A 26,050-nucleotide genomic window follows, 5' to 3' on the forward strand; every position below is an offset into this window, starting at 1 on the left:
AAATCTGACTGCCGGGCAACGGTATTTGTCGTTCTGAAGCGGAATCAAAACTTGCGGAGCGTCCAGACGCGGGGCGCCTGGAACGAGTCGGCACCGGCCTTGCTCGGGCCTGCGTCGCGCACGCCGTTATTGGGAGTCACCTCGTATTCGGGGATGCCGCCTTCGGCGGACTTAGGCTTGACCGTGATGCTCTTGGTCTGACCGCCCACGCGCAGTTCGTCAACGCGGCTGCCGCCGTCTTCAACCGTGATGCGCTCGATGCGCTGGTTCTTGCGGCCTTCCGCCTGTTGCTCTTGCGCCTCCTGTTTGGAGAGCAGCTCCACCTGCTCAGGGGTGAGCTGGGCGGGGGCCGCAGACGGGGGCTGGGCAAGGACGGAACCGCTGGCCAGAATGGTCAGCAGCAGGGCGATGGAGGTAACTTTGGCGGCGCGCATGGGTGCAATTGTAGAGCGCTCACTCACCGATTTGTCATTTTTTGTGCCGCTGTGGCTGTGCAGGCTCAACCCGGCCCAGCATCGGACAGCCTCAGCGCGGCACAATGGCGGCATGAGCAATTCCAAGACACTGGTGCTGGTTGATGGTTCCAGCTACCTTTATCGCGCCTTCCACGCCATGCCTGACTTGCGTGCCGTGCCGGGCGACCCGACGAGCGCGGCCACCGGCGCGATTCGCGGCATGATCAACATGATGCAGGCGCTGCGCAAAGAAGTGGCAGCCGACTACGCGGTCTGCGTGTTCGACGCGAGCGGCCCGACCTTCCGCGACGAGATCTATACCGAATACAAGGCGCAGCGCGCGCCCATGCCCGACGACCTGCGCTCGCAGATCGACCCGATCCACGACGTGGTGCGCATGCTGGGCTGGAAGGTCGTGGCGGTGCCCAAGGTCGAGGCCGACGACGTGATCGCCACGCTCGCGCGCATCGCTGCCGAGCAGGGCATCGACGTGGTGGTCTCGAGCGGCGACAAGGATCTGTCGCAGTTGGTCAACGAGCGCATCACCATCATCGACACCATGAACGGCAAGAAGCGCGACGTAGCCGGCGTGACCGAAGAATTCGGCGTGCTGCCCTCGTTGATGGTCGACTTTCAGGCGCTGGTCGGCGACACCGTGGACAACGTGCCCGGCGTCACCAAGGTGGGCCCCAAGACAGCGTCCAAGTGGCTGCTCGAATACGGCTCGCTCGACAAGCTCGTCGAGAACGCCGCGGACATCAAGGGCGTGGCGGGGCAGAACCTGCGCGATGCCATCGCCTCCGGCCAGCTCGCACTCAGCCGCCAGCTGGTCACGATGAAGACCGACTGTGAACTGGATGACTACATCTCCGGCCTTCCGGCGCTCGATGCCATCACGCTCGGCGAACCTGATGGTGTGCAACTGCAGCCGTTCTACGAAAAATACGGCTTCAAGGGCCTCGCGCGCTCGCTTGGTGCAGTGGACAAGCCCGCGGCTCAAACCAAGCAAGCCAAGCAGGCAGCCGATGACGGGCAGAACGATCTGTTCTCGACCGAAGACGCCATCACCACCGAAATCGCGGTGCAGGCCCAGCACCGCGACGTGGTCTACGAAACGCTGCTGACCGAGGCTGAACTCGACCGCTGGATCGCGAAGATCGACGCCGCCAAGCTCACCGCCATCGACACCGAAACCACCTCGCTCGACGAGCAGCAGGCGCGCATCGTCGGTATCAGCTTCAGCGTGGAGCCCGGCAACGCGGCCTATGTGCCGGTGGCCCATGACGGCCCCGACGCGCCCGAGCAGCTGCCGCTCGATCTGGTGCTCGCCAAGCTCAAGCCCTGGCTGGAAGACGAGGCCAAGAAGAAGCTCGGCCAGCACATCAAATACGACCGCCACGTGTTCGCCAACGAAGGCATCGACGTGCGTGGTTATCTGCACGACACGATGCTGGAGAGCTATGTGCTCGAAGTGCACAAGCCACATGGTCTGTCGAGCCTGGCCGATCGCCATACGGGCCGCAGCGGCATCACGTATGAAGACCTGTGCGGCAAGGGCGCCAAGCAGATTCCGTTCTCGCAGGTGCCTGTGGAAAAGGCCGCAGCGTATTCGTGCGAAGACTCGGACCAGACGCTCGATGTGCACAACGTGCTCTGGCCGCAGCTCGAAGCCAACGACAAGCTGCGCGGCATCTACGAGCTGGAAATGCAGACCAGCGAAGTGCTGTTCCGCATCGAGCGCAACGGCGTGCTGATCGACGCGGCGGAACTGGCCAAGCAGAGCCACGACCTCGGCCAGCGCATCGTGCAGCTCGAGTCCGAAGCTTATGAGATCGCGGGTCAGCCGTTCAATCTGGCCAGCCCCAAGCAACTCGGTGAAATCTTCTTCGACAAGCTCGGCATGCCGGTCGTGAAGAAGACCGCCACCGGCGCGCGCTCGACCGATGAAGAAGTGCTTGAAAAACTTGCCGAAGACTACCCGCTGCCCGCCAAGCTGCTCGAGCACCGCAGTCTCAGCAAGTTGAAGGGCACCTACACCGACAAGATCGCGCAACTTGCTGACGCCAAGGGCCGCGTGCACACGCACTACGCGCAGGCCGTGGCGGTGACCGGGCGCCTGTCGAGCAATGATCCGAATCTGCAGAACATTCCCGTGCGCACTGCCGAAGGCCGCCGCGTGCGAGAGGCCTTCGTTGCGCCCGAGGGCCGTGTGATCGCCAGCGCCGATTACAGCCAGATCGAGTTGCGCATCATGGCCCACATCAGTGGCGACGAATCGCTGCTGCGCGCCTTTCACGACGGTATTGACGTGCACAAGGCGACCGCCGCCGAGGTGTTCGGCGTCAGCGTCGATCAGGTCACGAGCGAGCAGCGCCGCTATGCCAAGGTCATCAACTTCGGCCTCATCTACGGCATGAGCAGCTTTGGCCTTGCCAAGAATCTCGGTATCGAGACCAAGGCCGCAGCGGCTTACATCGACAAGTATTTCCAGCGCTACCCCGGCGTGAAGCAGTACATGGACGAGACCAAACTGCAGGCCAAGTCGCAGGGCTATGTGGAGACTGTGTTCGGTCGCCGCCTGTATCTCCCCGAGATCAACTCCCCGAATGGCCCGCGCCGCGCCGGTGCCGAGCGCGCAGCGATCAACGCGCCCATGCAGGGCACGGCCGCCGACCTCATCAAGATGGCGATGGTTGCGGTGCAGAAGGAGCTGGAGGCGAAGAAGCCTGGTATCTTGATGATCATGCAGGTGCACGACGAACTGGTGTTCGAGCTGCCCGAATCGGAAGTCGAATGGGTGCGCACCGAGGTGCCGCGCCTGATGGCCGACATCGCGAAGCTCAAGGTGCCGCTGCTCGCGGAAGTGGGGTTCGGGCCGAACTGGGAGAAGGCGCACTGAGCGCCAATCGTTTCGCCCGTCAGTGTTGGTGGGCGGAACGGTTTTCCACGTTGTTCAAATGCGGGGTGGCAGCAGCCACTCGGCATGCATTTCCCGTAGTTGCGTCGCCACCCCGCGCACTTCGGCAATGGCCTCGTCCGCAATCGTGGACAGACTGCTCTGCCTGCGCGTCACCACTCCCACCGAGCGCAATGGCCCGTCGGTGATCGACGAGATTTTCATCCCTTTTAAGCTCACCATCGGCATCATGCCCAGATACGGCAGCACCGCCACGCCCGTGCCTTCCTTCACGAATCCCGCAATCGTGCCCACCTGATCGAGCTGCATCTTGGGCCGGAACTCCACGCCGCGCTGCAGAAACGCGGCGCTGATGTAGCGCATCGCGGTGCTCGCGTCGGTCATGCTGATCACGGGGAGTTGGAGCAGATCGTCGAGCTTCACCTCGTCGGCAATGCGTTTTCGCCATGCACCGCAGGACAGCAGCACGAAGCGGTCGCGCAGGATTTCCTCGTATTGCAGCTCGGGATGCGATGGCGCGACCGAAGCGAGCGCGAAGTCCACCAGGTAGTTCAGCACGCGCTCGATGCTTGCGCTGTTGGAGCAGTCGTGAATGGTGATGCGCGGGGCATTGCGGCGGGCTTCGAGTTGTGCACAGACCTGCGGCAACATCACGTTGGCGAGCGAGGGCAGGGAGGCGATGCGCAACTGCTGCGCCTCGCGCTCGGCGGCGTTCTGCATACGCAGCAGGCCCGCGTCATATTCGCCGATCACCGTGCGCGCGACGGTCGCGAGCTGCCTGCCGCTGTCGGTGAGCTGCACGCTGCGCGTCGTGCGCTCGAACAGCGTCACGCCGAGGGCATCCTCCAGATCGCGGATAGTCTTGCTGAGCGAGGGCTGGGTGATGAACAGCTGCTCGGCGGTCTTGCTGAAATTCAGTGACTCGCTCAGGGCGAGAAACATGCGCAGTTGGCGTGGCGAGATATTCATGCCTTCATTCTATAAATGGATAGACAGAAAGAATTTCAAAAATAAATACCGTTTGCCTACGATGCCTGATCGACAAAACACAAGGAGACGACAAGGTGCTGGATCTCACGGGCAAGGTGGCATTGGTGATGGGCTGCGGCGCGGTGGCCGACGGCTGGGGCAATGGGCGCGCGACGGCGGTGCTGTTTGCGCGGCAGGGCGCGAAGGTGTTCGGCACGGACCTCGTGCTCGCGAACGCCGAGGAGACGCGGCGCATCATCACCGAGGAGGGCGGGCAGGCGCATGTCGAGGCCTGCGATTCCACCCGCTCCGATCAGGTGGCAAAGACGGTGCAGGCCTGCATGGCGCGCTTTGGCCGCATCGACATTCTGGTCAACAACGTGGGCCTGTCGCAGCCCGGTGGGCCGGTGGACATGGACGAGGCGGTGTGGGACGCGCAGATGCAGGTGAACCTGAAAAGCGCGTTCCTCTGCTGCAAATACGTGATCCCGCACATGCGCGCGCAGGGCGGCGGCGCCATCGTCAACGTGGCGTCCGTCGCAGGCCTGCGCTACATCGGCAAGCCGCAGGTGGCCTACGCGGCGGCCAAGGCGGGGTTGCTGCATTTCACACACACCACTGCCGTGATCCATGCACCCGAAGGCATCCGTTTGAACAGCGTGGTGCCGGGGCTGATGCATACGCCGCTGCTTGAAGGTCTGGCTGCCAAATACGCCAAGGGCGATACCGAAGGCTTCATCAACACCCGCAACAACCAGGTGCCGATGAAGCACATGGGCACCGGCTGGGACACGGCGCATGCGGCGCTGTTCCTCGCATCGGACGAGAGCCGCTACGTGACCGGCACCGAGATCGTGGTCGACGGTGGCCTCGTTGCCGCAACGCGCTGATTCGCCACCGCAACTCAAATCACAACGACAAGGAGACAAGCACATGACATTGAAACGCCGCCACTGGCTTGCCGCAGCCTGCATGGCTCTCGCCTGCGCGGGCGCACCGACCGCATGGGCGCAGACCTATCCCAGCCAGCCGATTCGTCTCATCGTGCCGTTCGCCCCCGGCGGGGCGGTGGACCAGACAGCCCGCATCATCGGCAACACGCTCGGCGAGAAGCTCGGCCAGTCCATCGTCATCGAGAACAAACCCGGTGCGAGCGGCTCGCTCGGCGCGGGCGAACTGCACCGCGCCAAGCCCGATGGCTACACGCTGATGCTGGCGCTCGACTCACAGGCGGTGAACCATCACACGGTGAAGAACCTGCCGTTCGACACCTTCAAGGATTTCGACTACCTGAGCCTGCTCGTCACCACGCCGCAGGTGCTGGTCGTGCGCAACGAGATGCCAGCGAAGAATTTCGATGAACTGGTCGCTTACCTCAAGGCCAACCCGAAAGCGTCCTACGCCTCGGCGGGCACGGCATCAGCGGGGCATGTGAACAGCGCGCAGCTCTCCATCGCCAAAGGTCTCAAGACCGAGCATGTGCCTTACAAAGGCGCCGCCCCGTTGCTCACCGACCTGCTCGGCGGCCATGTCGACTACGCGTTCGCGGGGCTGTCGGTGATGAATCCGCAGATCAAGGCGGGCAAGCTGCGCGCGCTGGCGGTGAGCTCGCCCAAGCGCTCGGCTCTGTTGCCCGATGTGCCCGCGATGAACGAACTGATTCCCGGCTTTGAATTCCCCACCTGGATCGGCATCGTCGCGCCGCCGGGCATGCCCGGCGATGTGCGCGCGAAGCTGCTCAAGGCGACGCAAGACACCATGCACGATCCGCAGGTGGCGAAGAAGTTTGCGGAGAACGCGTTCGACGTGGTGGCCAGCGCGCCCGAGGTCTTCACCGCACGCGTGCGCAAGGACTCCGACGTGATGGCCGATCTGGTCAAGCGCAAGATCGTCACCAGCGATTGATCACCATTTTTTTTATTCATTCATTTTGTTCAAGGACACACCGGAACCATGGCCCGTATTCCCTATGCCGATCCTGCCAACCCCGCCGTCAAGCCGCTGGCCGATCGCATCGTCGCCGAGCGCGGCAGTATCCTGCACCTCTATCAGATGCTGCTCAACAGCCCATCGGTCGCGGAAGGTTGGCTCAACTACCTGACCGCCATCCGCCAGAAGTCGACGCTCGACGGGGCCCTGCGCGAGATGGTGATCATGCGCGTCGCCCATCTCAACCGCGCCCCCTACGAAGCCGATCAGCACGCCCCCATCGCGCTCAAGGAAGGCATGACGCAGGCGCAGTTGGACGCGCTTGTCGACTGGCCCGCGCATGCAGCACTGTTCAGCGACTTGGAGCGCGCGGTGCTCGCCTATACGGATGCGATGACGCGCGACGTGCAGGTGCCGGACGATGTGTTCGCCGCCGTATCCAGCCATTTTGCGCAGCAGCAGATGGTGGAACTGACAGCCACCGTGGCGGCCTACAACATGGTGTCGCGGTTTTTGGAGGCGCTGCAGATACATTCGCACGACGCGCGCTGACGAACAAGGTGGTCGGCGGATTGATACGATGCCAAGAATTCCTCCTGCTTTCAACGCGCATCGTCGCCTGATTTCATGTTCCAGAAATTGCTTGGCCGGCTACTGCCATCTGCAGCGTCGACGCAAACCACCGACAAGGCAGTGACCGACAGTCCAGCCGAACTGCCACGATTCATCGAAGCCGCAGGCGTGCAGCCGCTCGATTTCGAAGAGTTGCTGATCGTCGAACAGGGCCTGCCTGTGCCGGACTGGGATGCGGTGCGGGAGTGGGCTGCCGAGATCTTCGATGCGGGTGAGTGCGATCGGGTCTGGGGTGAGATCGAGGTTGCGTGGTTGGTGCATCTGCGTGCAGCGCTTGGCTCGCATTACCGGCTGGTGCGGCGAGGCAGTGCGATTGTGCTGTCGAGTCTGGAGGGGGTGGTGGCGGTGGCTGCAGCGCAGTTCATCAACGCGGCGCAGCAGCGTATCGTCACAGTGCTCGATGGTGTGGCTGAGGAGCCCGGGGGCAGTGGCTACGACATTCTGCTGGTCTTCGATGACGAGGAGACCTACTACGACTATGTCTCGCGCTACTACCCGCAGGAGGGCGAATTCGCGTTCAGCGGCGGCATGTTCATCAACGATGGCTGCGGGCATTTCGTGACGCGCAAGGCGGATGATCTCAAGGACATCGAGCCGACCATCGTGCACGAACTCACGCATGGCAGTCTCATGCATCTGTCGATTCCGCTGTGGCTCAACGAAGGCCTTGCGGTGAATACCGAGGAGCACCTGAGCGGCGGGCAGCGCCACCGGCATACGGCCAAGCAGCGCGATGCCATGCACCGCAAGTTCTGGAACACACGCACGATCCAGGAGTTCTGGACAGGCTACTCGTTCCAACGCCCCGATGAGGGCAATATGTTGTCCTACGATCTGGCGCAATTGCTGGTCAGGCATCTGTCCGCCGACTGGCCGCAGTTCGTGCGTTTTGCGAATGCGGCCGATGCGCGCGATGGCGGCGATGCGGCGGCGCGGCAGGCGCTTGGGGTGGATCTGGGCGAGTTGGTGAAGGCGCTGTTCGATGTGCAGGATGGACAAGATGTTGGAGGCACGCGCTGGAGTCCCGATCCGGCATCGTGGGGCGGAGGCGGAACCTTCACCGAAACCGCCTGAATTCACGGGGCCAACGCCCGGTGTGTCCATCCGTCCATGTAGACTGATTCCCATGGCATTCGCCACCTACATCATCCACAGGAGATAGCGCATGAAGCATGACGACATGAAACGCGATTTCGATTCGCTTTTGCCCGGCCAATCCAACGAATCGGGCGCATCGCGCCGCACGGCGCTGAAAGTGGCGCTGGGTGCGGGTTATGCGGCGGCGGTGGTGCCGGTCTGTGCGCAGACGGCGATGAAGACCTCGGCCGAGGGCCTCACCGTGGGTGATGTGCATTACGAGGTCAACGGCTTTCAGGTCAACGCCTACCGAGCGGTGCCCAAGGACAAGAAGAACGCGCCGGTGATTCTGGTGATCTCAGAGATCTTTGGCGTGCACGACTACATCGCCGACACCTGCCGCCGCCTCGCCAGGGAGGGCTACATGGCAATTGCGCCAGACCTGTTCGCGCGCCAGGGCGATCCGATGTCATACGGCGAGATCGCCAAGATCCAGAGTGAGGTGATCTCCAAGGTACCCGATGCGCAGGTCATGGGCGATCTCGACGCGACCGTGAAATGGGCCGGGGCGAACGGTGGCGACATCGGCAAGCTAGGCATCACCGGCTTCTGCTGGGGCGGCCGCATCACCTGGCTCTATTCGGCGCATGGCCCGGTCAAGGCGGGGGTGGCGTGGTACGGGCGCCTTGTGGGCGACGCCACGCAGAATACGCCCAAGCACCCGGTGGATCTTGCGCCAATCCTCAAGGCGCCGGTGCTGGGGCTGTATGGCGAAAAAGATGGCGGCATCCCCCTTGACACGATTGATAAGATGAAAGCAGCTCTCAAAGAGGGCTCTTCTGCCGCCAAGGCATCCGAGTTCGTGATCTACCCGGATGCACCGCATGCTTTCCACGCCGACTACCGCGCCAGCTTCCGCAAGGAGGCGGCCGAGGATGGCTGGAAGCGCGCACTGGCGTGGTTCAAGACGCACGGGGTGAGTTGATCGCTTTCTTTCAACGATCTCCCAGCCGCTGTCGGGGTCTGCCAAAACGAGGACAATGTGCCTTTTGGTGGCGTCCCCGCTCAGCCAGCGTGCAGCCAGGCAGGAGGAACACGGCGACGTTGAATAAGTCACCGTGTTTTGCGCGCTCCGAGTCGGGATGGGCTGCAAGGCGCAAAGCGCAGCAATAGCTACCGCTATTGCGAGCATTTGCAACGCCGCAGATCGCCCGAATCGGAGATGCGCGGAACGCGAGTGACTTGTTCAGCGTTGCCTCAAGCCCTACGGGGCTTTTTTTGTTGACGAAATAAACCATGCAGGTGCTGCCTGCCTGCGGGAAGAAGCTATGCAATTAATAGCAATTTTGACTGCCACACTGGCTGCTGGCATTGGGAGTGTCTGGATCGCCGCGTTGTTGATGCGCTTTGGTCTGGGCAATGGAAATCGCGTGGGAACGCAGCATCTGCTGAGTCTGGCTGCCGGGGCCTTGCTGGCTACCGCCTTCATGCATCTGCTGCCCGAGGCCTTCGAGGAAAGCCATGCGCATGCGCACGAACTGTTCCCGATTCTGCTGGTGGGGCTGGTGTTTTTCTTTCTGCTCGACAAGGCCGAGCTCTGGCATCACGGGCATGAGCACTACGATGCGCATCGCAACGAAGCGGGTGCTCACAAGCATGACCATGCCCACGACCATGAGCATGAGCATGAGCATCATGAACATGGGCATGCACATACGCACGGCAAACAGGGCGGAGGCTGGTCCATCCTCACCGGCGACAGCGTTCACTGCTTTGGAGACGGCGTGCTGATCGCCTCGGCCTTCATGGCCGACATGCGGCTGGGCATCGTCGCGGCCGTGTCGGTGCTGGCGCACGAGGTGCCGCACCATATCGGCGATCTGGTGGTGATGAGTCGGGGCAGTGTCGATCGCCGCGTTGCGCTGATCAAGGTGTCACTGGCTGGTGCGGTGACCGCGCTGGGTGGCCTTGCGGGCTATTTCCTGCTCAACCAACTGCACGATGGCCTGATGTACTTGCTGGTGATCGCATCCGCCAGCTTCATCTATGTGGCGCTGGCCGATTTGATTCCGCAACTGCAAAAGCGCCTCTCGGCGGCTCAGACCTTTGCGCAGATCGCCTGGCTCGTGGCGGGAATTCTGATTGTGACCCTCGTGAGCAAGGCTGCTCACGTTCACTGAGTTGAAAAGTGCATCCTCACCGCAGGGTGAGCGCCTCGCGCACGGCAGTCACCTGCCTGCGCGAGACGGGCAGCAGCTCAGCCAAGCCTTGCAGGCGTACGGCCCAGCCTTCGCCTTCCTCGGCGTCGTAATGTTTTTCAAGTGAACGCAGCGCCCGGCGCGCGACCAGCATGCTGCGGTGCACGCGCATGAAATGCTCGGCGTAGCGTGCTTCAAGCTCCGACAGCGATCCGTCCAGAATGTAGCTGCGCGCGAAGGTACGAACGGTCACGTATTTCTGCTCGGCCTTCAGATACAGCACCTCGGTCATCGGTATGCGCACCGTGCGGCCGCGCTCCTGAATGACGATGGAGGCCTCGTTGTCCTGCACAGACACCGTCGCTGCCTGCGTCTGCGCGCGCGGCAGGCGCTGCACCTTGGCAAGGGCCTGCTGCAGTCGCGCGAGACGCACGGGCTTGGTGAGATAGTCCGCCACATCGAGTTCGAACGCGCTGACCGCATGGTCCACATGCGCCGTCACGAAGACGATGGCGGGCGGGCTGGGCATTTGCTGGATGGTCTGCGCGAGCGACAGGCCGTCCTGACCGGGCATGTGGATGTCGAGCAGCACCAGATCAATGCCCGCGCCCGTGCGCTGCTGCAGCACGGTCAGGGCCTCGCCGGCGTGTGCGGCCTCCTGTACGGTGTAGTCGGCTTGGCAGTCGGACAGCAGCGTGCGAAGCCGGCTGCGGGCCAGCGCTTCATCGTCGACGATCAGGATGTTCATTCCGCTCGAGGGTTCTATGGAGTTAGTGAGTGTCTGACTGAGAGGCGGGCAGGGCGATGCGCACTCGATACAGGCCATTTTGCATGCCTGCGCTGAAGTCGCAATCCACGTCATGCAGCAAACGCAACCGCTCGCGCACATTGGCCAGGGCAATGCCGTGGCCGCGCGTGGCGTGGGCCTCGCCCTCGCCCTCGCCCTCGGCGGCGTCGGGCACGGTGTTGGTGATCTGCAGAATCACCCGGCGATTGCGCAGCTCGGTGCTGATGCGCAGCTTGCCACCGCGCGCGCAGGGCTCGATGCCGTGCTTGACGGCGTTTTCCACCAGCGGCTGCAGCAAAAGCGGCGGCAGCGTGGACTGCATCGCCTGGGGGTCGAGCTGCCACTGCACGCGCATGCGCTCGCCAAAACGCACCTGTTCGATGTCGAGATAGCGCTGGGCGAGGGTGATTTCCTCCTCCAGCGTGGACGCGGTGCCTTGCTCCATCAGCGCATGGCGGAACAGGTCGCTCAGATCTTCGAGCAGTGCCTCGGCCTTGGCGGGCTCCTCGCGCACAAGGGCCACGGCGCTGTTGAGCGTGTTGAAAAGAAAGTGTGGCCGGATGCGGGCCTGCAGCTCGGTCAGCCGCGCGGTGGTGGCCGCTGGCGTTCTGCCTCGTGCACGCATCTGCAGCACAGCCACCAGTGCCAGAGCCATCAGCCCGCCAGTAAAGCCACTTGCAAGTTGCGGCCATTCACCCGCGTCGGATAGCACCCATGCAAGAAGTTTGCAGGTGCTCACTCCCGAAATGAATCCCAACATTGTGCCAAGTGCGTACTGCATGGCCGTTGGCAGCCGCTGCAGCTGGCTCTTGAGCGCGCAGGTGCACAGCAGCCAGCCGAGCGTCGAGGGCAGGGCTCCGCCGGTGACCAGCGCCAGCCGCGAAAGCCAGTCTGCTGGCGAGTTGGCGTGGAACATCACCCCCACGGCGAGAACCACCTCCACGAACAGAACGGCGCGCAGAACGACGCCGATATGGCAGGCGTCGAACACCTGCATCCGCTCTTCGCGGAAGGGGCGTTCGGGCGATTTTTGGCTGAGGGGCGGAAGGGTCGATAAAATTTCGGTCTCTTGCATTGCGGCATCCGGCTTTCTCGGGTGTCGGAACAAACCGGATTATTGCCCTCTCATGTCATCTTCTGCAGCATCGCAACCATCAAAAGACCAACTCGCCACCAAAGCGGAGGCCTGGTCGGCCCTGTTTTCCGAGCCCATGAGCGACCTGGTCAAGCGCTACACGTCGAGCGTGTTCTTCGACAAGCGCATGTGGCAGGCAGACATTCAGGGCTCGCTGGCGCATGCGGAGATGCTGGCGGCGCAGGGCATCATCGGCGCGGCCGATCTGGCCTCCATCCAGAAGGGCATGGCGCAGATCACGCTGGAAATCGAATCCGGCGCGTTCGAATGGAAGCTCGATCTGGAAGATGTGCACCTGAACATCGAGGCGCGCCTCACGCAGCTCGTGGGCGATGCGGGCAAGCGCCTGCACACCGGCCGCAGCCGCAACGACCAGGTCGCCACCGACGTGCGCCTGTGGCTGCGCAGTGAAATCGACCTGATCGAAGGCCTGCTCAAGGAGCTGCAGCGTTCGCTCGTCGAAGTGGCCGAACAGAACGTCGAGGTGATCCTGCCCGGCTTCACCCACCTGCAGGTCGCCCAGCCCGTGAGTTTTGGGCACCACCTGCTGGCCTACGTGGAAATGTTCAAGCGCGACGCCGACCGCATGCTCGACCTACGCAAGCGCGTCAACGTGCTGCCGCTGGGCTCGGCCGCGTTGGCCGGCACGACCTATCCGTTGGATCGCGAACGCGTCGCCAAATCGCTTGGCATGGAAGCCGTGTCGCAGAACAGCCTGGACGGCGTGAGCGACCGCGATTTCGCCATCGAATTCACCGCCGCTGCGAGCCTCTGCATGGTGCACGTGAGCCGTCTGTCGGAAGAGCTGATCATCTGGATGAGCCAGAACTTCGGCTTCATCCGCATTGCCGACCGCTTCACCACTGGCTCGTCGATCATGCCCCAGAAGAAGAACCCCGACGTGCCCGAACTCGCGCGCGGCAAGACCGGCCGCGTGGTCGGTCACCTGATGGGCCTGATCACGCTGATGAAGGGCCAGCCGCTGGCCTACAACAAGGACAACCAGGAAGACAAGGAGCCGCTGTTCGACACGGTGGACACCTTGAAGGACACGCTGCGCATCTTCGCCGAGATGATCGGCGGCCAGATCAACCCGGCTTCCGGCAAGAAGGAAGGCGGCATCACCGTCAACGCCGCCAACATGCGTGCCGCAGCGCAAAAGGGCTACGCCACCGCCACCGATCTGGCCGACTACCTCGTCAAGAAGGGCCTGCCATTCCGTGATGCCCACGAAACCGTCGCGCACGCCGTGAAGCTGGCGCAGCAGCAGGGCGTAGATCTGAGCGAGCTGCCGCTGGCTGAGCTGCAGGCCTTCAATCCGAACATCGAAGCCGACGTGTTCGAGGCGCTGAGCCTCGAAGGCTCGCTCAACGCGCGCAACACGCTGGGCGGCACGGCTCCTGCACAGGTGCGCCTGCAAATCGCGAAGAACCGGGCTCGTCTGGCCTGATATTTGGCCAGACCGTTGGCCTGATATTTGCTGGTTGGATTGGTCCGCAACCTCTGGAATCTTCATGCGCATTTCTCGCCGCCGCGTTCTTCAATTTTCATTGGCTGCCACGGCAGCAGGCCATGCGCCATGGAGCCTTGCAGAGGGACACAGGCCGATCCGCCTGCTGGTCGGATTTCCTCCCGGTGGCGGCACCGACGCAATCGCGCGTCTGCTGGCCGAGAAGCTCAAGGACCAGCTTGGCGAGACCGTCATCGTCGACAACCGCCCCGGCGCGGGCGGGCAGATCGCGGCACAGGTGTTGAAATCAGCTGCGGCCGACGGCAGCACGCTGTTCGTCACGCACGACCACACCATCTCCATCCTCCCGCAGGTCGTGAAGAAGCCGGGCTTCGATCCCGACCGTGACTTCATGCCCGCAGGTGGTTTTGCGAATTTCGTGAACTGCTTTGCGGTCTCTACGGCCACGCCCGTGAAGAGTTTTTCCGATTACGTGAGCTGGGTGAAGGAGCAGGGCCATGGCAAGAGCGCCGTGGGCATTCCGGCACCGGCCTCCACGCCTGAATTTCTGGTGCAACTGCTCGGCAAGCGCTACCAGCTGGACCTGCTGGCCGCGCCGTACCGCGGCAGCGCGCCGATGATCGCCGACATGCTGGGCAACCAGATTCCGGCGGGCATCGGCTCGGTGCAGGATTTTCTTGAGAACCACAAGGCTGGCAAGCTGCGCGTGTTGGCCGTGCTCGGTGGCAAGCGCCAGGCCGCTTTGCCCGATGTGCCGACGTTCGCGGAGCTCGGCCTCAAGGGCTTCGAAGACCTGCCCTACTATGGCGTCTACGCACCTAAGGGCACGCCCGCTGCGTTCATCGAACGCTTCTCGCACGCACTCGCCAAGGTGGTTGCCATGCCCGATGTGCACGAGCAGCTCACCGCCATGGGCATCAATGTCGAGTACCTGACCCCGGTGCAGCTCGCCAAGCGCGAGCACGCGTACACCCAAGCTTGGAAAAAAATCATCCAAGCCAGCGGATTCCAGCCGCAATAAAAGGACACCCCCTGAGGCGTTGCGCGCCTTCCCCCGCTCTCGCATTGCTTTCGCAAGGCGGGCAGGGGACGCAGCCAGCGCGGAGGGGCGGCCCCTGCGCGGCTGCCCTCGCCGTGCCCGTTTCATGCGCTGTAGGCGATTGCATTTCCTTGCTACATTGTGATTTTTGGTAACTGATATCTGATTTTGTTTGTGTTCTCCAGGGCGATATTCGACGGGCATTCAGACTATATTCGTTGCTAGCAATTGGACTGGCGCGGCTTGCTGCCGTGCGCCATGCGCGTGGCTGCCCGAGGGTGGCGCACGGGCTCGGGCGCGCGCTCAAGCAAAATCACGCCAAACGCTCGCAATGCCGCACTGCAGATCGGAGGAGGTCTGTGGCGGCATTCCTCTGGATTTTCGAGAATTCCATATGACAACAGGCACTACTCGCTTTCGCGGAGCACTCCTGACGCTGGCGCTCATGGCGACCGGCGCGGCGCAGGCATTGACCGTCACCAGTTTGTCGCCGCAAGGCGAGGTATCGCGCGTGCGGCAACTGGTGGCCAAATTCGACAGCGCGGCCGTGCGTTTCGGCGACCCGAAGGCGGCCGCACCGCTCACTGTGTCGTGCGACAACGCGGATGCAGGCAAGGGCACGGGCCGTTGGACCGGCGACCGCGAATGGGTTTACGACTTTGCCAAGGACCTTCCCCCAGGCGTGCGCTGCGCGGCAACGCTCAAGTCGGGCTTCAAGTCGCCAAGCGATGCGGAGATCAGCGGCCAGAAGAGCTACCAGTTCAGCACTGGCGGTCCTTACGTGCGCTACATACAGCCAGGCACGTATCAGTCCATCGACGAAGAACAGTACTTCACGCTCACGCTCAATGGCGGCGCGACACTGGACAGCATCAAGCAGAACGTCTGGTGCGTCGCGAGCGGCGTGGGCGAGCGCATTCCGGTGCAGCTCATCGAGGGAAAGCAACGTGAGGAGTTGCTGAAAGCACAGGGGCTCGACAGGGACGCCGCGCGCGATCCACTCTCGTATGTGACGCTGTCCTGCAACCGTCGCCTGTCGTCGGGCTCGGACATGCAGATCGTCTTCGGCAAGGGCGTCGCCACGCCGAGCGGGGTGGCCAACTCGCAGGAAAAGCGCTTCTCGTACAAGGTGCGCGAGCCCTTCCACGCGGAGTTCACCTGCGAGCGCGAGAGCGCGCAGTCGGGCTGTCTGCCGATCCGCCCGATGCTGATCAACTTCAACGCACCGGTCTCGCGCAAGCTGGCAGATGGCATTCGGCTCAAGTCATCCTCCGGGTCGGTCAAACCCAACCTCGGCAACGACGCGGCCGATGCCGATTCGGTGCTGAGCAGCGTGCAGTTCGATCCACCGTTCACGCCCGGCACCAAATTCACCATCGAGCTGCCCAAGGGCTTCCAGGATGCCTCGGGCCGCACGCTGGACAACGCGGCGAGCTTCCCGCTTGCGGTCGCAGCGGGCCAGATGCCGCCGCTTGCCAAGTTTGCGGCTGCGACCTTCGGCATCGTCGAGCGCTTTGCGGAAGGCCCAGAGGGTCCGGCGCTGTTGCCGGTCACGCTGCGCAATGTGGAGCAGGCACTGCAGGTCAGCGGCTTGGATGCGGCCACGGCCGCGAAGACCGCGCAGAGCCAGTCGCCCAAGGTCAGCACCTTCAAGCCCGGCAGCGACGCGGAGATCATCCGCTGGTACCGCAAGGTGCAGCAGTACAACGAATGGTCCATCTCGCGCAAGATCGCGCGCAAGGACGTGAAGGGCGCGCTGCCCAAGATTCTCGAGGGCGAAGGCAATGAGCGGGATTCGACCGTGCAGACGCGTGCGCTGTCCCTGCTTGGCGGCCAGAGCAATGTGAAGACGCTCGATGTGCCCAAGACCCACAGCACCGATCCGCGTCCCTTCGAAGTGGTGGGTATTCCGCTGCCCGTGGGCTTTCACGTGGTCGAGATCGCGTCGCCGATGCTCGGCAAGGCGTTGCTCAGCGAAGAGCTTGGCGCGGGTCGCACGATGTATGTGCGCACCTCGGCGCTGGTGACCAATTTGGCGGTGCACTTCAAGCTCGGCCGCGAGAATTCCGAGGCCTGGGTGACCACACTCGACAAGGGCCAGGTGGTGCCGGGTGCGGTGGTGCGCGTATCAAGCTGCAGCGGCGCAGAAGTGGCCCATGCGACCACCGATGCCAAAGGCATTGCGAAGTTCGACGCACTCCCGTCCCAGCCCGATACCTGCAACAGCGAGGACGACTACAGCCGCGCCTACTTCGTGAGCGCACGTGCCAAGGGCGCGGATGGCGTGGAAGACATGGCCTTCACCTGGAGCGACTGGCAGCGTGGCATCGAGCCGTGGCGCTTCAACGTGCCCACGAGCAGCGAGAGTGATCCCGATCAGGTGGCGCACACCGTGTTCGACCGCACGCTGCTGCGCGCGGGCGAGACCGTGTCGATGAAGCACTATCTGCGCACTCAGAACATGAAAGGCTTCGGCCTGCCGGATGCCACGCCGACCACGCTGGTCGTCACCCATCTGGGCAGCGGCCAGCAGTTCACCGAAGAACTGCAATGGCGCAAGACCACGACCGGTGGCCTGAGCGCCGAGAGCAGCTTCAAGATTCCGTCCGCAGCGAAGCTTGGCGAATACGGAGTCGAGCTGAAAGGCAATGTGAAGGGCAACGAGCGCAGCTTCGGCTCGGGCAGTTTCCGCGTGGAAGAGTTCCGCCTGCCGGTGTTTGATGGCCGCGTCACGCCGACCGACAAGAAGCCGCTGGTGCGCACCCGCAGCGTGCCGGTCGATGTGCAGATCAACTACGTCTCGGGCGGCCCGGCGGCGCGGCTGCCGGTGCGCGTGTCGTCGATGGTGCGCGGCAAGAGCATGAACTTTTCCGACTTCGAGATGTTCAGCTTCCAGCCGCCGCGCAAGCGCGATGCAAACCCCAGTGGCAACAGCGACAACGAGGAACCTACCTCGTCGGAAGACAACCGCGTGATCGCTGACAAACTGCCCGTGACGCTCGACGCCAAGGGCACGGGCACGGTCACCATCGACAAGGTGCCGCAATCGCGCGCACCGCAGGACATGGTGCTGGAGGCAACCTATGCCGATCCGAATGGCGAGGTGCAGACGCTGCGCAGCACGCAGACGCTTTGGCCCGCTGGTGTGATCGCGGGCATCAAGACCGAGGGCTGGGTATCGGCATCGAGCAAGATGAAGTTCCAGGCGCTGGCACTGGCGCTTGATGGCAAGCCGCAGACCGGCGTGCCGGTAGAAGTGCAGGCTGTGGCCCGCATCACCACCACCAGCCGCAAGCGCATGGTGGGCGGTTTCTACAGCTACGACAACAAGACCGAGACCAAGGATCTGGGCACCGTCTGCACTGGCAAGACCGACAGCCGTGGTCTGGTGCTCTGCGAAGCCAAGATATCCGAGGCCGGTGAAGTCGAACTGATTGCCAAGGCGCGCGACAAGGACGGCAACGAGTCGCTGGCCGCCGCCACCGTGTGGGTCACGCGTCAGGGCGAATTGTGGTTTGGTGGCGAGGACCACGACCGCATCGACGTGCTACCCGAAAAGAAGAGCTACCAGCCCGGTGAGACCGCCCAGCTGCAAGTGCGCATGCCGTTCCGCTACGCCACCGCGCTGGTGACGGTGGAGCGCGAGGGCATTCTGAGCTCCGAGGTCGTGCAGCTCAACGGCCAGGACCCGACGGTGAATCTGAAGATTCAGGAAGCCTGGGGCCCGAACGTTTATGTGAGCGTATTCGTGCTGCGCGGACGGCTGCGCGAGGTGCCTTGGTACAGCTTCTTCACCTGGGGCTTCAAGTCGCCACGTGAATGGTGGAATGCCTTCTGGTACGAGGGCAAGGAATATGTCGCGCCGACCGCGATGGTTGACCTGTCCAAGCCCGCTTACCGCTTCGGAATGACCGAGCTGCGCGTGGGCACCAAGGGGCATCAGATCGACGTGAAGGTGGCAGCCGACAAGGAAAGCTACCCGGTGCGCGGCAAGGCGCAGGTGACGATCTCGGCCACGCTGCCCGACGGCAAGCCCGCCGCCGGTGCGGAAATCGCGCTGGCTGCGGTGGACAAGGCGCTGCTGGCGCTCAAGCCCAACACCAGCTGGAACCTGCTTGAAGCGATGCTGCAGCGCCGCTCCTGGGGCGTGGAGACATCGACCGCGCAGATGGAAATCATCGGCCGCAGGCACTACGGCAAGAAGGCTGTGCCCGCGGGCGGTGGTGGCGGCAATCTGCAGGCGCGCGAACTGCTCGACACGCTGCTCGTGTGGACCCCCTCGATCAAGCTCGACGCCAATGGTCAGGCCAAGGTGGAGGTGCCGCTCAACGATGCGCTGACCACGTTCAAGATCGTAGCCGTGGCCGATGCGGGCGTGAGCCTGTTCGGCACCGGCAGCACCGAGATCCGCGCCACGCAGGACCTGCAGATCATCAGCGGCCTGCCGCCGCTGGTGCGCGAGGACGACCAGTTCCGCGCGATGATCACGCTGCGCAACACCACCAAGAACGCGATGAAGGTTGAGGTCACGCCGCGCGCCGCGCTGCTCACGCTCGACAAGCAGACCGTGGACATTCCTGCGAATGACTCGCGTGAAGTGGCTTGGAATGTGACCGCGCCCGCGCAGCTCGCACAAACCCGCGCGCAGGCGCTGATGTGGGAGATCGAGGCGCGTGATGTGACTGCGGGAGGGGCCGCAGGTGCGCGCGATGCGCTCAAGGTGACGCAGAAGCTGATCCCCGCGATTCCGCTGACCGTGCAGCAGGGCACGTTGATGCAGGTGGACGGCAGCGTCGCGATGAGCGTGGCGCCGCCCGCCGATGCGATTGCCGGACGCGGTGGCCTCAAGCTCGCGCTGCAGCCCAAACTTGCCGAAGGCCTGCCGGCGGTGCGCGACTGGTGGATCAACTACCCGTTCATCTGTCTTGAGCAGAAGACCAGCAAGTCGGTTGGCCTGCGCGATGGCGCGATGTGGCAGTCGGTGATGTCGCAGCTGCCGACTTATCTGGACGGCGACGGTCTTGCGATGTACTTCCCGCCGCGCGCTGGCGATTCCAGCATGGGCAGCGACACGCTCACCGCCTATTTGCTGTCGGCGTCCAACGAGGCCTCGGGCTTGCACCCCGAATTCACACTGCCGCCCGAAGCGTTCGATACCATGGTGCGAGGCTTGACCGCGTTTGTCGAAGGCCGCATCCAGCGCAGTTTCTGGAGTCCGCGCAAGGATCTGGACATGCGCAAGATAGCGGCGGTCGAGGCGCTCTCGCGCTACGGCAAGGCCACGCCGCGCATGCTCACCAGCATTCAGATCACGCCCAACCAGTGGCCCACGCATTCGGTGCTCGACTGGTTCATGGTGCTGCAGCGTATGAAGGATGTGCCCGAGCGCGAGCAGAAGATCGCCGAGGCCACGCAGATCCTGCGTGCGCGCCTGTCGTTCCAGGGCACCAAGGTGATTTTCAGCACCGAGAAGGACGACTACTGGTGGTGGCTGATGCAGAACGGCGACGTCAACATGGCGCGCCTGCTGATCGCGGTGATGAACGACCCGGCGTGGAAGGACGACATCGGCCGCATCGCCAATGGCTTCATCCTGCGTCAGCAGAACGGCGCGTGGCACACCACCTCGGCCAATTTCTGGGGCGGCCTGGCACTTGAAAAATTCAGCGCGGTGCATGAGTCCACGCCGGTCGCGGGTTTCACCAAGGCCACACTGGGCGCGAACTCGGCGCTGGTGGACTGGAGCAAGGTCGAGCGCGTGAAGACCACCGATGCGGGCGGTGCACCGAACCAGACGACATGGTTCGGCGCACCCGCATCGCCGGGCAACTTCAAGAACAACACCATGTTCCTGCCGTGGACGCCCGCACCCGAGAGCCTGAACGTCACACAGGTCGGCAGCGGCAAGCCGTGGCTCACCGTGCAGTCAATCGCGGCCATTCGACTGAAGGAGCCGTTCGCCGCCGGTTACGCGATCAAGAAGACGGTCACGCCGGTTGAGCAGGCCGACAAGTCCCTGCCCGCCAACACCTTCTCGCGCGGTGACGTGTTGCGCGTGAAGCTGGAGGTGAACGCGAGCGCCGACATGACGTGGGTGGCCATCACTGATCCGATCCCGGCCGGTGCCACCATCCTCGGCGGCGGTCTGGGTCGCGATTCCGAGATCGCGACCAAGGGCGAGAAGCGCGAAGGCTGGGCATGGCCCGCGTTCGAAGAACGCAGCTTCGAGTCTTTCCGCAGCTACTACCAGTACATCCCCAAGGGCACGATCAGCATGGAATACACCGTGCGCTTGAATAACGCGGGTGAGTTCTCCATGCCACCAAGCCGCGTGGAAGCGCTCTATGCGCCCGAGATGTTCGGCGAATCACCGAACGCGAACGTGAAGGTGGTGGGCGGCAAGTAAGCCCACGACCCGCGCTTCAATGAAGGCCGATCCGGACCGCTGCCGACAAGGCAGTCCGTCCGGGTCGGCTTTCTTTTTTCTGCACGGACGCTTGTGATTTCTGAGGGAAATGGAGGTTTGTTGTCGGTGATCGTGTTTGCCTCGACAGCCGCGATGTGACCATACTCGTCAGGGGACGTCGCCACCGGTTTTCAACGCTAAGCAATGCATTGAAAAACGTGCGACGGCGTCGAGGAGCAGTGACCGAACCAGTCGAACAAACCATGAAGAAAACCAGTGCCTACGCGCGCCGCAAGAACCTATCGCTAGTCGATCATTCCAGACGATATCTGGAGCTCATGCGTCAGGCGGACTTTCCCGGTGCCTATCAACACATGCTCAAGGTGAACGCTCAGGTGCCGGGCCGCGCGTCGGTGCTCATGGATCTGGCCTACAGCGCGTTGCGTTGTGGCCTGCATGAAGAAGCATTTCGCCATTACCAGAAGGCCATCGAGGTCAGCGGTGCAAGCGTCAACACCAACATCTACGATGGCCTCGCCGAGGTTTGCCACCATCTGAAGAATCAGGAAGAGCTGCGCAAATACGCTGCGCTCGCGCTGCAGTCCAAGCGCGATCAGGTAGCGGGCGAGCCGTCGGTGGCGCGCATCGAGGGCACACCACCGACTTTCGATCCCGGCAAGCGCGGTGAGAACGTCATCGCCTACTCGCTGTTCGGCGGCTTGCCGCGCTACTGCGAGACCTCGCTGATCAACGTCGATCTGGCCAAAGACATCTATCCCGAATGGACCTGCCGCTTCTACGTGGACGACACCGTGCCCGCTGCGGTCGTTCAGAAGCTCAGGGACAAGGGTGCCGAAGTGGTGCAGGTGAGTGCTGAGCAGAAGGAACTGTCAGGCCTCTACTGGCGCTTCTTCGTGATGAGCGATCTCACAGTCAAGCGCTTTCTGATCCGCGACGCCGACTCGCTGGTGTCCTATCGAGAACGCGCCGCCGTCGATGAGTGGATCGCGAGCGGCCAATGGTTCCACACCATGCGCGACCGCTACTCGCACACCGAGCTGATCCTCGCGGGCATGTGGGGCGGCGCGCAGGGCGTGTTCAAAAACGTCGAGCAGTTGATCCGCGACTTCGTGAAGACTGGCCGTTTCATGAATGCGCGGGTCATGGACCAGCATTTCCTGCGTTTCGTCGTCTGGCCTGTGCTGTCACAGAGCGTCTGCGCGCACGACAGCCAGGGCTTCGAGCCCGGCGCACGCGCGTTTCCCACGCCCGCAAAGCAGGCCGAGTTCGAGCACTGGTTCGAATTCCATGTCGGCATGAACGAAGGCTCTGCCGTGTTTGCCATCGCGATCAGCGATGCGGCGGCGGACAGGGCGCGTTGGGAGCTGCTCGATGAGAAGGGAATGCTCGTGTGCGCATACGAGACGAGCATTCCCGCATCGCGCCAGATCCGGGTCGATGTGCCGAGGCACTACGGGCGCAGGGTGCAGGCGGGGGAGTGGAGTGTGAAGGTGCATCCGTACCGGGCGGCGGCAGGGGTAATCTGACTTCGAGGTACGGAGCGGCTTTCAAACTGCCGCTTTATCGACCGAGAGAGCCCGCAGTCCCGAGGCTGCATCGTGCGCATGATGCACGTGCGCGCGCATCTGCCGGTATGCGTTGGCCGCGTCGTAGGCGAGCAGCGCCTCGACGATGCCGCAGTGCTCTTCGTATGAAGCCGCCACGCGTGCGATCTGCATGAACTGGTTGCGACGGTAGGCGTTCGCGCGCTTCTGCAGGTTCTGCGTCACCTCGATCAGTTCGGGATTGTGCGAACCCTGCAGAATCACGTCGTGCAATTGGCTGTTGAGCTCGTGATAACGCACCACATTGCATGCCTGCATGGCAGCGAAGCCTTCGGCGTGGACGTCGCGCAATTGGGAACGCTGAGCCTCCGTCATGCGCATGGCTGCGTAGCGCGCGCAGGCGGCCTCAAGATCGCCGATGGATTCGAACAGATGCGTGAGGCGGTCCTCGGTGATCAGCGCCACCGTGGCGCTGCGGTTCGGGCGCAGCTCGATCAGGCCGAGCGTCGCCAGCTGGCGTAGCGCCTCGCGGATGGGCGTGCGCGAGACGCCGAGCCGCTCCGCCAGCATGGCTTCCTCCAGCCGCGTGCCGGGCGTGAAATGACCGAGCACGATCTCGTCCGCAATGCGCTGGCAGACGTCGTTGGACATGCGGCCGCGATGGGCTGTCATGGCAGTGCTGCGAGCTCGTTGCGACTCAGTAGCCGACGGCCTGCCCGTCGCGTCGGTGGTCCGACCCGGCAGCGTAGACCGCATCGGTGGTGCCGCTGATGTCCGCATCGAGGCGGGCCACCAGCTGGGCGCTGCCGAATTCGAGATTGCCGGGGACCATGATCTTCGGGGTGTGCCCCATGCGCCGCAAGCCTTCCACGACGGCCTGCGGAACGGCGGGCTCGAGAATCAGTTGCCCCGCATCGTCGATGCGCCAGCGCGGTGCGTCGGATGCGGCCTGCGGGTTCCAGCCTTCCACCAGGTAGCGCATGACCATCTGCAGATGGCCTTGGGGCTGCATGTTGCCGCCCATCACGCCAAACGCCATGACGGGCTGACCGCCGCGCGTGAGAAACGCGGGGATGATGCTGTGCAGTGGCCGCTTGCCGCCCGCCACTTGATTGACATGGCCGGGCGTGGTGACGAAGCCAAGAGCGCGGTTGTGCAGCGCGATGCCGGTGCCCGGAACCACGACGCCCGAGCCGAAGCCCTTGTAGTTGGATTGAATGAACGAGACCATGCGACCCTCCGCATCGGCCGCGCATAGATACACGGTGCCCCCGGACGGGGGCTGGCCTGGGCCGTACTGGCCCGCGCGCTCGGGATCGATCAGGCGGGCGCGCTCGCGCAGATAGGCGGGGGCGAGCAGTTGTTCCTGCGTCACGCGCATGTGGTCGACGTCGGCGAGATGCATGTGCGCATCGGCGAACGCGAGGCGCATGGCCTCGATTTCCAGATGCATGCGTTCGGCGGAGCCCGGGGCGGTTTTTTCATACGGCAAATGGTCCATCACACCGACGGCGATGAGTGCCGCCATGCCGATACCGTTCGGCGGAATCTCGTGAACCTCATGTCCCCGGAATGCGACAGACACCGGGTCCACCCATTCCGCTTGGTGGGCAGCAAGATCCGACAGGCTGAGCGCCGCGCCATGTTCCGCAGCGAAGGCGGCGATCTTCTGTGCGAGCGCGCCGCGATAAAAGCTCTCGCCACGGGTGCGCGCGATTTCTTCGAGAGTGTCGGCCTGTGCGGCGAATTTCCAGATTTCGCCGGTGCGCGGAGCGCGGCCCTGCGGGATGAATTCGGAGAAACCCGGCTGCATGTGCAGTTCTTTGGCAGCCTGCGCCCATTGGTGTGAGATCACAGGGCTGACGGGGAAGCCTTCGCGTGCGTAGCGCATGGCATCACGGAACAGGTCTTCGAACGGCAGCTTGCCGAAGCGTTCGGACAGCGCATGCCATGCGGCCACGCCACCGGGCACGGTGACGCTGTCCCAGCCGCGCATGGGCATGGCGGCGAGACCGGCGAAACGCTCGGGTGTCCAGCTCGCTGGCGAACGCCCCGAGGAGTTCAGGCCATGCAAGGCCGCACCATCCCACACCAGTGCAAAGGCGTCGCCCCCGATGCCATTCATGGTTGGCTCGACCACGGTCAGCGCGATGGCGGCGGCAAGGGCTGCGTCGATGGCATTGCCACCGCGCGCAAAGGCCTGGGCACCCGCTTGTGCGGCGAGTGGTTGCGATGTGGCAACCACATTGCGTGCCACGACAGGTTGGCGCGCGGAGGGAAAGGGCAGGTTCCAGTTCATCATTTTCGGGGGCTCGTGAAAGTCAGCGAAGGTGGGCGAAAGGCGGTGCTCGTCACAGCGTGATGTTGGCCGCCTTGAGGACTGCGCCCCATTTGGCCCGGTCACTGGCGGTCACGGCAGCCAAGCGTTGTGCGTTGTCGAAGTGGACCACAAATCCCTTCTGCAAAAGGCCTTCGGTCAATGCGGCTTCGGCGAGTGATTTCTGCACCGCGTCGGACAGGCGATCGCGGATGTCTGCGGGCGTGCCCTTTGGGGCATACAGGCCGAACCAGTTGTCAGCGTTGTAGCCTTTGACACCGGCTTCCTCCACGGTAGGCAGATCGGGATAGACGGGAACGCGTTGGCCGGAGGTAACGGCGAGGGCGCGTAACTGCCCAGTCTTGATGAAGGGCTGCGATGCCGCGACGCTGTCGAACATGAACATCACGTTGCCTGCGATCAGATCCGGCAGCGCCTGCGAGCTGCCGCGATACGGCACGTGTACGGCCGGCACGCCCAGCGTCTGCAGCAGCAGTTCGGCCTCAAGATGCGACAGCGTGCCGTTGCCCTGCGATGCGTAGTTGATCTTGCCGTCGCTGGCCTTCAGCCAGGCCGCGAACTCGCTCATGTTCCTTGCGGGTACGGAAGGGTGCACGTTCAGAATGTGCGCGCCGTTGGCGAGCAATGCAACGGGCTCGAAATCGCGCGTGATGTCCGATGTGGCCTTGGGGTAGAGATGTCCCGCAATGGCTTGATTGGTGAGCGCGCAAAGGAACAGGTTGTAGCCGTTGGGCGCGGACTTCGCACCGGCCTCCATGCCGATCATGCCGCCTGCTCCGGGCTTGTTTTCCACCACCACGGACTGCTTGAGATGCGTGCCCATGGACTGCCCCAGCGTGCGCGCGAGAATGTCCGTGGCGCCTCCTGCAGGGAAGGCTATGACCATGCGCAGCGGACGATCCGGATAGCCCGCTGATTGCGCCCAGACGGAGTGGCTGGTGCCCACCAACGCACTGCCTGCGGCGAGGCCGAGTGCGTTGCGAAGCAGGTCCCTGCGTGTGCTGTTCGATGGCAGCAGAGCAGATTCTGGAGAGAGGCTGGTGGGCGCTCGGTGCATACAAATCTCCTGATTTCTCGCCACATCGGCGGAATGTGCATGCAATCTTGGCAATGATTTCATGCGTTTGGTAT

At 63.4% G+C, this 26,050-nt stretch carries 18 protein-coding genes; 11 read left to right on the top strand and 7 right to left on the bottom strand.

Annotation, left to right across the window (positions count from 1 at the left end):
* Positions 1 to 44: 44 nt before the first annotated feature.
* Positions 45 to 434, bottom strand: coding sequence for a hypothetical protein (locus G7047_RS00935; RefSeq protein ID WP_166299851.1), 390 nt, complete (start codon positions 432 to 434; stop codon positions 45 to 47).
* 112 nt (positions 435 to 546) lie between these two features.
* On the opposite strand from G7047_RS00935, the gene polA reads away from it, so the two are divergent.
* Positions 547 to 3,354, top strand: coding sequence for a DNA polymerase I (gene polA / locus G7047_RS00940; RefSeq protein WP_166299853.1), 2,808 nt, complete (start codon positions 547 to 549; stop codon positions 3,352 to 3,354).
* Positions 3,355 to 3,408: 54 nt separating this feature from the next.
* On the opposite strand, the gene G7047_RS00945 is transcribed toward polA, so the two are convergent.
* On the bottom strand, positions 3,409 to 4,341 hold the full coding sequence (locus tag G7047_RS00945; protein WP_166299855.1) for a LysR family transcriptional regulator: 933 nt from the start codon (positions 4,339 to 4,341) through the stop codon (positions 3,409 to 3,411).
* A 95-nt stretch (positions 4,342 to 4,436) separates the two neighbouring features.
* Here G7047_RS00945 and G7047_RS00950 point away from each other — a divergent pair, with 95 nt between their 5' ends.
* The 6 genes from G7047_RS00950 to G7047_RS00975 all read left to right on the top strand — a co-directional run bounded on the left by G7047_RS00950 (position 4,437) and on the right by G7047_RS00975 (position 10,160).
* Positions 4,437 to 5,231 carry an SDR family NAD(P)-dependent oxidoreductase gene (locus G7047_RS00950; RefSeq protein WP_240939330.1) on the top strand — a complete coding sequence of 265 codons (795 nt, stop codon included), beginning with the start codon at positions 4,437 to 4,439 and terminating at the stop codon, positions 5,229 to 5,231.
* A gap of 43 nt (positions 5,232 to 5,274) precedes the next feature.
* Complete coding sequence (locus G7047_RS00955) at positions 5,275 to 6,246, top strand: tripartite tricarboxylate transporter substrate binding protein (protein ID WP_166299857.1); 972 nt, start codon at positions 5,275 to 5,277, stop codon at positions 6,244 to 6,246.
* 48 nt (positions 6,247 to 6,294) lie between these two features.
* Positions 6,295 to 6,822 carry a carboxymuconolactone decarboxylase family protein gene (locus G7047_RS00960; RefSeq protein ID WP_166299859.1) on the top strand — a complete coding sequence of 176 codons (528 nt, stop codon included), beginning with the start codon at positions 6,295 to 6,297 and terminating at the stop codon, positions 6,820 to 6,822.
* Positions 6,823 to 6,897: 75 nt separating this feature from the next.
* The gene (locus tag G7047_RS00965; RefSeq protein ID WP_166299861.1) at positions 6,898 to 7,977 is read left to right on the top strand and encodes a hypothetical protein; all 1,080 of its coding nucleotides are present in this window, start codon (positions 6,898 to 6,900) and stop codon (positions 7,975 to 7,977) included.
* Positions 7,978 to 8,068: 91 nt separating this feature from the next.
* Complete coding sequence (locus G7047_RS00970) at positions 8,069 to 8,965, top strand: dienelactone hydrolase family protein (RefSeq protein WP_166299863.1); 897 nt, start codon at positions 8,069 to 8,071, stop codon at positions 8,963 to 8,965.
* Between the two features lie 343 nt (positions 8,966 to 9,308).
* Positions 9,309 to 10,160, top strand: coding sequence for a ZIP family metal transporter (locus tag G7047_RS00975; RefSeq protein ID WP_166299865.1), 852 nt, complete (start codon positions 9,309 to 9,311; stop codon positions 10,158 to 10,160).
* Positions 10,161 to 10,176: 16 nt separating this feature from the next.
* Here G7047_RS00975 and G7047_RS00980 read toward each other — a convergent pair whose 3' ends face one another.
* Together G7047_RS00980 and G7047_RS00985 are read right to left on the bottom strand one after the other, a co-directional pair.
* On the bottom strand, positions 10,177 to 10,926 hold the full coding sequence (locus tag G7047_RS00980; protein WP_166299867.1) for a LytTR family DNA-binding domain-containing protein: 750 nt from the start codon (positions 10,924 to 10,926) through the stop codon (positions 10,177 to 10,179).
* 22 nt (positions 10,927 to 10,948) lie between these two features.
* Positions 10,949 to 12,040, bottom strand: a complete 1,092-nt coding sequence (locus tag G7047_RS00985; protein ID WP_166299869.1) for a sensor histidine kinase — start codon at positions 12,038 to 12,040, stop codon at positions 10,949 to 10,951.
* Positions 12,041 to 12,092: 52 nt separating this feature from the next.
* On the opposite strand from G7047_RS00985, the gene argH reads away from it, so the two are divergent.
* The 4 genes from argH (at position 12,093) to G7047_RS01005 (ending at position 22,563) form a co-directional block, all read left to right on the top strand.
* Positions 12,093 to 13,550 (top strand): argininosuccinate lyase, encoded by a 1,458-nt coding sequence (gene argH / locus G7047_RS00990; protein ID WP_166299871.1) that lies wholly within the window; start codon positions 12,093 to 12,095, stop codon positions 13,548 to 13,550.
* A gap of 64 nt (positions 13,551 to 13,614) precedes the next feature.
* Positions 13,615 to 14,592, top strand: coding sequence for a Bug family tripartite tricarboxylate transporter substrate binding protein (locus G7047_RS00995; RefSeq protein WP_166299873.1), 978 nt, complete (start codon positions 13,615 to 13,617; stop codon positions 14,590 to 14,592).
* 412 nt (positions 14,593 to 15,004) lie between these two features.
* Positions 15,005 to 21,016 (top strand): alpha-2-macroglobulin, encoded by a 6,012-nt coding sequence (locus tag G7047_RS01000; RefSeq protein WP_166299875.1) that lies wholly within the window; start codon positions 15,005 to 15,007, stop codon positions 21,014 to 21,016.
* A gap of 263 nt (positions 21,017 to 21,279) precedes the next feature.
* The gene (locus tag G7047_RS01005) at positions 21,280 to 22,563 is read left to right on the top strand and encodes a tetratricopeptide repeat protein (RefSeq protein ID WP_205904697.1); all 1,284 of its coding nucleotides are present in this window, start codon (positions 21,280 to 21,282) and stop codon (positions 22,561 to 22,563) included.
* A gap of 21 nt (positions 22,564 to 22,584) precedes the next feature.
* Here G7047_RS01005 and G7047_RS01010 read toward each other — a convergent pair whose 3' ends face one another.
* The 3 genes from G7047_RS01010 to G7047_RS01020 are packed head-to-tail and all read right to left on the bottom strand — an operon-like array spanning position 22,585 to position 25,976.
* Complete coding sequence (locus G7047_RS01010; RefSeq protein WP_240939331.1) at positions 22,585 to 23,253, bottom strand: GntR family transcriptional regulator; 669 nt, start codon at positions 23,251 to 23,253, stop codon at positions 22,585 to 22,587.
* Between the two features lie 25 nt (positions 23,254 to 23,278).
* Positions 23,279 to 24,880, bottom strand: coding sequence for a gamma-glutamyltransferase family protein (locus G7047_RS01015; RefSeq protein ID WP_166311802.1), 1,602 nt, complete (start codon positions 24,878 to 24,880; stop codon positions 23,279 to 23,281).
* A gap of 52 nt (positions 24,881 to 24,932) precedes the next feature.
* The gene (locus G7047_RS01020) at positions 24,933 to 25,976 is read right to left on the bottom strand and encodes a tripartite tricarboxylate transporter substrate binding protein (protein WP_166299877.1); all 1,044 of its coding nucleotides are present in this window, start codon (positions 25,974 to 25,976) and stop codon (positions 24,933 to 24,935) included.
* Between the last annotated feature and the right edge of the window lie 74 nt (positions 25,977 to 26,050).

This window comes from Diaphorobacter sp. HDW4A (genome assembly GCF_011305995.1).
Taxonomy (GTDB): Bacteria; Pseudomonadota; Gammaproteobacteria; order Burkholderiales; family Burkholderiaceae_C; genus Diaphorobacter_A.